The sequence below is a fragment of the Bradyrhizobium sp. CFUWI genome (genome assembly GCF_056429085.1).
In genome coordinates, this window is the sequence record NZ_JBWJZE010000006.1 from 391139 (window position 1) to 400432 (window position 9294).

The following is a 9294-nucleotide window of genomic DNA, read 5'->3' on the forward strand; positions in this document are numbered from 1 at the left end:
CCAGATGCTTCAGAAGCCGCAGACGCCGAGTGCGCGCGGGCGCTTGCCGCGCCGGCTCTCGGCGATCCGCTCGCCGCCATTCTCGGCCGAGCTGCCGTAATAACGGTGGTGGCCGGCCTGGTCGTGCAGATCGGACGGCTCCGACCGTCCGGCCCGACGCGCGTCGCAGATGATCTTGATGATGTGACCCGACATTGCCGCCTCCAGCAGACATCTTGTTGTTTGTGGTCATCAGTCGCGACCGCTCCCGGCCGCGTTCACGCGGCAAGGGCGCAATCGGGTTTCAGGACGGTTTCGTCGCTTGCGGGCTGCGCAATATTTTGCTTCGGGATTGTCGGCACCGCAGGCGGTGCTACGTCCTTGGGATCTGTACAGAAAACAACGAGGTGACGATGCTTTACGCCATCCTGGCCTACCATGTGGAAGACGAGGTCATGTCCTGGACGCCGGAGCAGGACGCCGCGGTCGTGGCCAAGGTCATCGAAGTTCAGGCGCCCTTGCGGGCCAGCGGACAGTTTGGGCCGGCCGCCCGCCTGGACGAGACCCGAAAGGCCCGGACTTTGCGCGGCCCCGGCCCCGGCATGGTGCTGGACGGGCCGTTTGCCGAGACCAAGGAGCAGCTTCTGGGCTTCCACCTGATCCAATGCGCCACCGAGGAGGAGGCGATCGAGGCTGCGCGGAAGCTGCGTGCGGTCAATCCGACCGCGGTCTACGAAATCCGCCCGGTCAAGCTTTATGTGCCGGCCGATGGGTTCGGCGCGACGTAAAAGCGTTGGATCAGGAGCCCGCCAAACGCCAGGAACCACACGAAGGGCGCGATATGCGGCGCGAACGCCGCAACGATCGTGCCCGGGATGAATACGGCAACCGGAAACAGGGACGCCATGATCTCGCGGCCCCAGCCGCGCAGGATCGTCCACCACAGCAAGGCATTGAGGCCGGCGATCGTGGTCAAATGCAGCCCGTAGAGCACCGCCACCGCGCTGCTCGTGGCGTAATTGGTATAGAGGCCGTTGGTCACCGGCAGCAGCACGATCGAGAGCAGAAAAAACAGGTTGAGGACCACCATGCCGCGGCTGCCGACGGGCTGGCGTGCCAGTCGGCGGTGATGGCTGATCCAGAACACACCGGCGATGATGAAGCTGAGCGCAAAGCCGGCGAGCTTGCCGGAATAGACCCGCGCCAAATCATTCCAGTCGGGCGCGCCGCTGAAGACCGCGGCCTTGGGCAGGTCGTAGGCCAGAAGCGTCATGGCCACGCCAAAGATGGTGTTGCTGAGCGATTCCAGCCGCCGCATCTCGAACTGGTCGGGTTTGAGCTCGGTCATGTCGGGCGTGTGCTGCTGGAACTCGGGGCCGTCTTCCCCTAAATCCTAATTCCAGCTCCGTCCAGCCGCATTGCGATTCGCGCCGGGATGGCCGACTCTCGCCCTTTCACCGGGGCGATTCGTGGCGACATATCTGGACACGCTCAATGCGGAGCAGCGCCGCGCCGTCGAGCATGGCGTGGCCGACGGCGCGACATTGGGCGCCCCCCTGCTGGTTATCGCCGGCGCCGGCTCCGGCAAGACCAACACCCTGGCCCACCGCGTCGCGCATCTGATCGTCGCAGGCGCCGACCCGCGCCGCATCCTCTTGATGACATTTTCCCGCCGCGCGGCGGCCGAGATGGCCGGCCGGGTCGAGCGCATCGCCCGAAAGGTGCTGGGCGAGAACAACGCCGCAATCATGCGCGATGCCCTGACCTGGGCCGGCACCTTTCATGGGATCGGCGCGCGGCTGCTCCGCGAATATGCCGAGCGGATCGGCGTCGATCCGGCCTTCACCATCCACGACCGCGAAGACTCCGCCGACCTGATGAACCTGGTCCGGCACGAGCGCGGCCTGTCGAAGACCGAAAGCCGCTTTCCCGCCAAGGGCACCTGCCTGTCGATCTACTCACGCTGCGTCAACGCCGAGATGGAGATCGAGAAGGTGCTCGGCCAGCACTATCCATGGTGCAGTGGCTGGGCCGCCGAGCTGAAGGGCCTGTTCGCGGCCTATGTCGAGGCCAAGCAGGCCCAGCATGTGCTCGATTACGACGACCTGCTGCTGTACTGGTCGCAGATGATGAGCGATGCGCTGATCGCGGAAGAAATCGGCGGCCGCTTCGACCACGTGCTGGTCGACGAATACCAGGACACCAACCGCCTGCAATCCTCGATCCTGTTGGCGCTGAAGCCCGACGGACGCGGGCTCACCGTGGTCGGCGACGATGCCCAGTCGATCTACTCGTTCCGCGCCGCCACCGTGCGCAACATCCTGGAATTTCCGCAGAGCTTCTCACCCCGCGCGGAGATGATCACGCTCGACCGCAACTACCGCTCGACCCAGGCCGTGCTGGCCGCGGCCAACGGCGTGATTGGTCTCGCCCGCGAGCGCTTCACCAAGAACCTCTGGACCGATCGCATCGCGGGGCGGAAGCCGCAGCTCGTCACCGTGCACGACGAGGCCGACCAGGCGCGCTACATCGTCGAGGAGGTGCTGGCGAACCGCGAGCAAGGCGCACTGCTCAAGCACCAGGCTGTGCTGTTCCGCACCTCCTCGCATTCCGGCCCGCTCGAAATCGAGCTGACCCGCCGCAACATCCCCTTCGTCAAGTTCGGCGGGCTGAAATTCCTCGATGCCGCGCACGTCAAGGACGTGCTTGCGTTGCTGCGCTTTGCCGAAAATCCGCGCGACCGCGTCGCCGGTTTCCGCATCCTGCATCTGCTGCCGGGCGTGGGTCCCGCGACCGCGCAGCGCGTGCTCGACCAGATGGCGGAGAGCACCGATCCGCTCACAGCGCTGGGCCAGCTGCCGGTGCCGGCGCGCACCGGCGCGGATTGGACCGACTTCGTTCGTACGACCCAGAACCTGCGCTATTCGGAATGGCCTGTCGATCTCGAGCGCGTACGGCTGTGGTACGAGCCGCATCTCGACCGCATCCACGAGGATTCCGAGACGCGCCGCGCCGACCTGATGCAGCTCGAGCAGATCGCAAGCGGCTATTCCAGCCGCGAAAAATTCCTGACCGAGCTCACGCTCGATCCGCCGGATGCGACCAGCGACAAATCAGGGCCGCCGTTGCGCGACGAGGACTATCTGATCCTCTCCACCATCCACTCCGCCAAAGGCCAGGAGTGGAAATCGGTTTTCGTGCTCAACGTCGTCGACGGCTGCATGCCCTCCGATCTCGGCGCCGGCACCAGCGCCGAGCTCGAAGAGGAGCGCCGCCTGCTCTATGTCGCGATGACGCGCGCCAAGGACGATCTGCACCTCGTTGTTCCCCAGCGCTTCTTCACCCACGGCCAGGCGGCCAAGGGCGACCGCCACGTCTACGCCTCGCGCACCCGCTTCATCCCGGAGCAGCTGATTCACCTGTTCGAGCGCACCGCCTGGCCGAAGGCCGCTTCGGGCGCAGCGCGCAGCGCGGCGCAGGGACCGAAGATCGACATCGGGGCGCGGATGCGGGGGATGTGGCGCTAGACGGCGCGGCCGGCGCAATCGGCGAACGCTATAGACGTCGAGCGGCGCGAACCTGCAGCGCATCCGAATCCGCTCACAATCGGAAACCGAGCATTTCCGAAAGCCGACTTGTCGCGCGGCCGCGGTCCATTAAGTCTGCCCGATCCTCCCACAGAGACCCTGATCGATGACCGTACCGCTCGAATTCGGACTGGACACCTTTGGCGACGTCACCAAGGACGCCTCCGGCACGATGCTTTCTCACGCGCAAGTGATCCGCAACGTCGTCGACGAAGCGGTGCTGGCCGACGAGCTCAACCTCGACTTCATCGGCCTTGGCGAGCATCATCGCGCCGATTTCGCGATCTCCTCGCCGGAGACCGTGCTCGCGGCGATCGCATCGCACACCAGGCGCATCCATCTCGGCTCGGCCGTGACGGTGCTGTCTTCGGACGATCCGATCCGCGTGTTCCAGCGCTTTGCGACGCTCGATGCGCTCTCGAACGGGCGCGCCGAGGTGATCCTCGGCCGCGGTTCGTTCACCGAATCCTTTCCACTGTTCGGCTTCGACCTGCGCAAATACGAAGAGCTGTTTGAGGAGAAGCTCGACCTGTTCGCCGCGCTATTGTCGCAGAAGCCGGTGAGCTGGGACGGCAAGCTGCGGCCGCCGCTGCGGGACCAGCTGGTCTATCCGCCGGTCGAGCACGGCCGGCTCAAAACCTGGATCGGTGTCGGCGGCAGCCCGCAATCGGTGGTGCGCGCCGCGCATTACGACCTGCCTTTGATGCTCGCGATCATTGGCGGCGATCCCGCGCGCTTTGCGCCTTACGTTGATCTCTATCACCGCGCCTACAAGGAGTTCGGCCGACCTGCGCAGCCGATCGGCGTACACTCGCCCGGCTATGTCGCCGAGACCGATGAAGAGGCGCGCGAGCAGCTATGGCCCGACTACAAGGCCATGCGCGACCGCATCGGCAAGGAGCGCGGCTGGCCGCCGATGGGCCGCGACGAGTTCGTCCATGAGGCCGAGCACGGCTCGCTCTATGTCGGCTCGCCCGAGACCGTCGCACGCAAGATCGCCAAGACGGCGAAGGCACTTCGCATTTCGCGGTTTCAGTTGAAGTATTCGGCAGGACCCCTGCCGCACGAGAAGCTGATGAAGAGCATCGAGCTTTATGGGCGGACGGTGGTGCCGATGGTCAGGGAGATGATGGGGTAGCTGCGAGCGATGGCTTCAGTCCGTCTTCGCCCTACGGGCTTGGCCGGACATCACGCGGTGGTGGCATAGCCGCTGCCCAAACGTCGCGTCTTCATGCGGCTTCGAGAAGACAATCGCTCTGTGCGGGAGATTTCCGACGGACTCAATGCCAGCCGCCCGGCTGTCTCGCAGCACCTGCGGGTCCTGAAGGATGCGATCCTACAGCGTCCGGAAGGTCATGACCGTGCAGGCGCCCCCCGCGGTGGCCGGCGCGTCTTCACCGAACCGTTGGGAAGCTGGTGGCCGCCGACCAGGCTTGTCGCGCCTCCCTTGCTCGCATGGACTATCGGAACCATATCTGTGGTGGTCGGTTGGCTTGCCGTTGAGCTGGCCCCTGCAGAGCAGTTCGACACACCGGCGTCAGTTCTAGTGCCGGGCATCCGTCGGGAGGCAATCCCATGATGGACCACGCAACCAGAGTAGGTAACCTTTTGTTAACGGCGTTGCCGCCAGCGGATTTTGCTTTGCTTGCGCTCCATCTGCGGAAAGTCGTGATCGAACGCGATTCCGTGCTCGTCCGATCTGGCGATCGGATCGAACAACTCTTCTTCCCGCTCAGGGGAGCGATCGCCGATATCACGGAGCTGCCGAACGGGCAGACAGTTGCCACGGCGATAATCGGGCACGAGGGTGCTGTGGGCTTGACGTCATCGTTAGGCGCGTCCGTCTCGCCCACGACGGCGGTCGTTCGCATACCAGGGACCGCGCTGCAGATCTCTCGCGCGCAATTTCTGGCAGCGCAACACCGCAGCCCTGCAATAGCATCCATGGTGCAGGTCTTCACGATGTCGTTGTTGGCGCAACTCCAGCAGGTGGCGGCCTGCAATGCACTGCATTCCGTCGAAGCCCGTCTGGCGCGCTGGCTGCTTCACATTCACGATCGAGCGAATGGCGGCGATCTGCTCCCGCTGACCCAGGAAACATTGTCGGAATTGCTGGGCGTCCGCCGCACCACAGTCACACATGTCGTGAGCACAATGCGCGCATCAAGAGCGCTGAAATCCAATCGGCGCGGCCAGCTCGAGATTGATCGGCCGCGGCTCGAAGCGTTGGCATGCGAGTGCTACCAGGTCATGAGCCGCGAAATTGATCGGATAGTTTCACGGGGCGCGATTGGACTGGTTCATGGGGCGCCGGCGCGGGGCGCCTCCCACTTGCCTGGCAGCCGAAGAGCCGGCACAAGCTCGTAGGGCCGGCTTGTTTTCGCGAACGCAGCCGTGCGTACCTTTGCGATCGCGCAAAACGGTTGCAAACGCCCGCCATTACGATCGCCCAATCCTGCGCGAAAGCGAGTTCAAGAACTTTGCAGCTTTGGAGCTGGGGCTCCCGGCCGAAGCCAAACTAAGACATCAACATCCCTCATTCAATCGCCTTGCGACGCTCGTTACAACGACTGGACCTATTGGGACCAAGCAGCGCAGACACGAGCCTTGCTTCTGCGAAACTAAGACGAGCGCTCGCGGTCCGAGCTGTTCTGCGCGAACTGCCCGCCTTGCGCAGCTCTCGCTGACGATTCTCCTCTCGAGTGACCCACTCTCTGAGCTTCTCAAGCTCCGCGAGTTGGGAGACAAGCGCCTCGAGACGCTGTTGAAGCAGAGCCCTGGAATCGCCGGCTTGAACGGGGCTATTCATGACGCGCCTCCTGATCGAGCTCTTCGGAAGAACTGGCCCACCCTCACGAGTCGGGAAAAATATGCAATTCTAGGACAAGCGCACTAACATTTGGCATGTTGCGCTCGCAAAAGCTGCGGCGGTGGGACGCAAAGACTCACGCACTGCTGAGACGGCTCCTACCGGCCCGATTCGGTTGCGCTGGAAATCCGAGTACCAGCTCCGGGGCAGTCGGCCTTGCGCCTTTCCTCGTTCTCTTCGTCTGCGCAATCGACTCCACCATCTGCGCTTGGAATTCCAGAGCTGCTGCCGGTTGCGAAGGGCCCCTTTGCACTGCCTCCGCCACCACCGGATCCGCCGCCACCGGATCCGCCACCACCGCCGGATCTCGCTGCGGCGCGAGATGATCCAGCAGAAGGACTGCCAGGTCCCCCCCCACCTCCTGATGACCCGCCACCTCCTGATGACCCGCCGCTGGAGCTCCCCGGCCCTGCCGCAGCCTCCCGATCATTATCGAAGAACGACCGCCCCCCGTCGTCCTGCCTCACCCTCTGCAGGCCGCCCGAACTTGCGATGGCTTTTGAGGTCAGGGACGTGGATAGAAGCAGGGTCATCACTGGGGGTGTCACCGCCGCAAAACTTCCGCAGGTTTTCAAAAACGCCCGCCGGTCATCATCTTCGTTGCCGTCTCGGGTCACAATACGCACTCCTTGATTTAACAATTCAATCTACAATATTATATATTAAATAATTTCTCAACCAATATTCTTCGCCTGAATGGCGTTTCCGAACGTGCGCCGCCGACAGACCGTCGCCAATTTTCGTGTCCCTCCCTTCAGTTACTGGCACATTCCGGTCCCTCGCACACGATTTCGGGTTGCGCCGGTCATTTAATAGATTTAATATTTGTTTAATGTGAGCAGGCGCAGGCTCGACCGCAACGGATCGTTGCGATGCCGCTGCAATTCCATCAGTCCCTCGGGGACACGGAGATCTGGAGCGCGAGCAGCGACGGCTTCTCGCTCGTGGCCACTCCGGCTACTGGGCCAGCTGGCGTCGCCCCACGAAAGCCAAGCCGCAATCAAGATTGCCGGCTCGCCCTTTCGAACGTTCGCCGAGGCCGAAGGTGCCTGCCGCAACCAATTGGACATCTGGCACCGCGATGGCCCGCTCCTGGTGCACGCTTCGGAAGACGCCAGCCGTCCTCGTCATTTCACGCCGATCGGATCCTGATGTAACAGATCAAGAGGGTTCGGCTCACGTGGCGCTGCATGCAGCTCGCTTCGAGAAAGCGCCATTGCCGCGAGAACTGTGCGATTGCTGATGTCCAGCTTCTGGAAAATGTGATGGAGGTGGACCTTGATCGTACCGTCGGCAAGATTCAACCGACGGCCGATCGCTTTATTCGATAGACCTTCCGACACGAGCTGCACGATCTGACGCTCCCGGTCCGTGAGTTGCGTCAGAGGCTCGTCATCGACGCGGAGCTCCTCGCTGACCTGCTCGGTGCTCGGCGAGGTGACAGCTTGGCCCTGCGCAGCCTTCCGAAGGGTCTCGACCAGCAGCTCCGGATGCGCGTCTCTTGGCAGGAGGATACAGCCGCCATCCAAGGCCAGACTTTGCAACTCATGGTCGCCCGTAGTACCGGCAAAGAAGATTATCGGCGCACCCGGGCTTGCAGCGCTTGCTCGCCCGAGGATCTGCTCCCGACTGAGGTCCGGCAGCGTAGGATCGACAAGCGCAATGTCCGGCGCAAGAAATCGGATGGCCTCAATGCAGCTTGCTCCGTCGTTGCAAGACGCAACGACCGTAAAATCACGCTGCATCGCAAGAACGCTCCTGATGCCCTGCAAGACGATCGGGTGTCGATCCGCGATGACAATTCTGATGCGGCGCATGCTGCCCCTGCCTATTGCTAACAACCCCCTGTGCAGCCGTTTAATCCAACAAGCTCTTTCTAACACGCGAGGATAACCAGCCCGGACCGCCCGGCACCGTCGATGGGGCGCCACCGTAGCTTGGGCGGCAAATGCGCGCAGCACCGTATGAATGCGGTGCTGCGCGCAGATTCAGGTCTGCCGATTCTTGACGAAAGGACCGCATCTTGGAAAACCTTGGCGAAATGGGAGAGATTCCCTCAGCAAATGTCGGCGCGCCGATTGGCAGCCGGTATTATGGCTAACATCTAATTAACTTCGTCGGCACAGTTATTACGAATGGTATATTGGGACCTTCACGATTCAAATCTAACATTTGACGAAGTTTCGGCGAAAGCGAGGCCATCGAAGACCCCGCGCTTCTGAAAGGGGGAAAAGTAATACTATTCATCAGGGCGACGATGGACACTAACCACGAAAATGGCTGCGTCTGACCGCAGCCAGTCTAGCACCGATGAAAGAAAGCCGGTCACCCAGTTGGAGCTGCTTCTTCATTAATTCAGCAACTTCAATGAGCGCGTCAGCAGGGATCGTTGGTAATGAGTAGGTGGTCACATGTATTCTTCGGCTGTTTTGCGTCAAACTCATCAAGCTCTCATCATTCAATTCACTGAATTGCAGAACTTGCGTAGTCGCGTGTTTAAGGCCGAACAGCGGTTGCTTGCACCCAGGCGACGAGCCCACGGGCGGCGGGCGCTTGGGAGGTGCCCCCTCGCTCGAAGGCACGGGCCCAGCCGGTAACTCCGATTACCACGTTCCCCGCCGGCACGGGCGCGGGAGTGGATCGCGCTTGCCGGACCCCGGCTTGACCTGATAATCCCCCTCCGGTTTCGGTTCGGAGCTAGGTGGGGACGGCTTCCATGGAGAATGAGGATTTGAGGTGGACCCCGGATTTTGGACCGGCGGCTTAGGTGGTGCGGATGCCGTTCCGTTTTGATAAACGGAGCGGACCATGAAGAAGACGAGACGGACAATCGATGCGGCGCTGAAGGCAAAGATCGCC

At 62.5% G+C, this 9294-nt stretch carries 9 protein-coding genes and 1 pseudogene; 5 read left to right on the top strand and 5 right to left on the bottom strand.

Going from position 1 to position 9294, the window contains the following annotated elements:
• Window positions 1–9 precede the first annotated feature (9 nt).
• Entirely contained in the window at window positions 10–195 is a 186-nt protein-coding gene (locus AC066S_RS16555; protein ID WP_126258047.1) for a hypothetical protein, read from the bottom strand.
• A 197-nt stretch (window positions 196–392) separates the two neighbouring features.
• Between AC066S_RS16555 and AC066S_RS16560 the strand changes: the two genes are divergently transcribed.
• Entirely contained in the window at window positions 393–767 is a 375-nt protein-coding gene (locus AC066S_RS16560) for a YciI family protein (RefSeq protein ID WP_126258305.1), read from the top strand.
• Here AC066S_RS16560 and AC066S_RS16565 read toward each other — a convergent pair.
• On the bottom strand, window positions 734–1327 hold the full coding sequence (locus AC066S_RS16565; RefSeq protein WP_126258046.1) for a TMEM175 family protein: 594 nt from the start codon (window positions 1325–1327) through the stop codon (window positions 734–736). The two genes, AC066S_RS16560 and AC066S_RS16565, sit on opposite strands and share 34 nt — an antisense overlap.
• A 121-nt stretch (window positions 1328–1448) precedes the next feature.
• Here AC066S_RS16565 and AC066S_RS16570 point away from each other — a divergent pair, with 121 nt between their 5' ends.
• The 4 genes from AC066S_RS16570 (at window position 1449) to AC066S_RS16585 (ending at window position 5933) form a co-directional block, all read left to right on the top strand.
• The gene (locus tag AC066S_RS16570; RefSeq protein WP_478270199.1) at window positions 1449–3506 is read left to right on the top strand and encodes an ATP-dependent helicase; all 2058 of its coding nucleotides are present in this window, start codon (window positions 1449–1451) and stop codon (window positions 3504–3506) included.
• A gap of 166 nt (window positions 3507–3672) precedes the next feature.
• A complete protein-coding gene (locus AC066S_RS16575; protein ID WP_478270200.1) occupies window positions 3673–4704 on the top strand; it encodes an LLM class flavin-dependent oxidoreductase in 1032 nt (343 codons plus the stop codon).
• A gap of 93 nt (window positions 4705–4797) precedes the next feature.
• Window positions 4798–5145 carry a helix-turn-helix domain-containing protein gene (locus AC066S_RS16580; protein WP_478270201.1) on the top strand — a complete coding sequence of 116 codons (348 nt, stop codon included), beginning with the start codon at window positions 4798–4800 and terminating at the stop codon, window positions 5143–5145.
• The gene (locus AC066S_RS16585; RefSeq protein ID WP_478270202.1) at window positions 5142–5933 is read left to right on the top strand and encodes a Crp/Fnr family transcriptional regulator; all 792 of its coding nucleotides are present in this window, start codon (window positions 5142–5144) and stop codon (window positions 5931–5933) included. The genes AC066S_RS16580 and AC066S_RS16585 overlap by 4 nt, the downstream gene beginning before the upstream one ends.
• Before the next feature lie 798 nt (window positions 5934–6731).
• Here AC066S_RS16585 and AC066S_RS16590 read toward each other — a convergent pair.
• The 3 genes and pseudogenes from AC066S_RS16590 to AC066S_RS16600 all read right to left on the bottom strand — a co-directional run.
• Window positions 6732–7061: pseudogene (locus AC066S_RS16590) on the bottom strand (hypothetical protein); the annotation flags it as partial.
• A 501-nt stretch (window positions 7062–7562) separates the two neighbouring features.
• Window positions 7563–8252, bottom strand: coding sequence for a LuxR C-terminal-related transcriptional regulator (locus AC066S_RS16595; RefSeq protein ID WP_478270203.1), 690 nt, complete (start codon window positions 8250–8252; stop codon window positions 7563–7565).
• Window positions 8253–8699: 447 nt separating this feature from the next.
• Window positions 8700–8879 (bottom strand): hypothetical protein, encoded by a 180-nt coding sequence (locus tag AC066S_RS16600; RefSeq protein ID WP_478270204.1) that lies wholly within the window; start codon window positions 8877–8879, stop codon window positions 8700–8702.
• Window positions 8880–9294: the final 415 nt, after the last annotated feature.

Bases quoted from the DNA above. Each gene is read 5' to 3' on its own strand.
- AC066S_RS16555 (WP_126258047.1), bottom strand. From the start codon at position 195: ATGTCGGGTCACATCATCAAGATCATCTGCGACGCGCGTCGGGCCGGA.
- AC066S_RS16560 (WP_126258305.1), top strand. From the start codon at position 393: ATGCTTTACGCCATCCTGGCCTACCATGTGGAAGACGAGGTCATGTCC.
- AC066S_RS16580 (WP_478270201.1), top strand. From the start codon at position 4,798: ATGCGGCTTCGAGAAGACAATCGCTCTGTGCGGGAGATTTCCGACGGA.
- AC066S_RS16595 (WP_478270203.1), bottom strand. From the start codon at position 8,252: ATGCGCCGCATCAGAATTGTCATCGCGGATCGACACCCGATCGTCTTG.
- AC066S_RS16575 (WP_478270200.1), top strand. From the start codon at position 3,673: ATGACCGTACCGCTCGAATTCGGACTGGACACCTTTGGCGACGTCACC.
- AC066S_RS16585 (WP_478270202.1), top strand. From the start codon at position 5,142: ATGATGGACCACGCAACCAGAGTAGGTAACCTTTTGTTAACGGCGTTG.
- AC066S_RS16600 (WP_478270204.1), bottom strand. From the start codon at position 8,879: ATGAGTTTGACGCAAAACAGCCGAAGAATACATGTGACCACCTACTCA.
- AC066S_RS16565 (WP_126258046.1), bottom strand. From the start codon at position 1,327: ATGACCGAGCTCAAACCCGACCAGTTCGAGATGCGGCGGCTGGAATCG.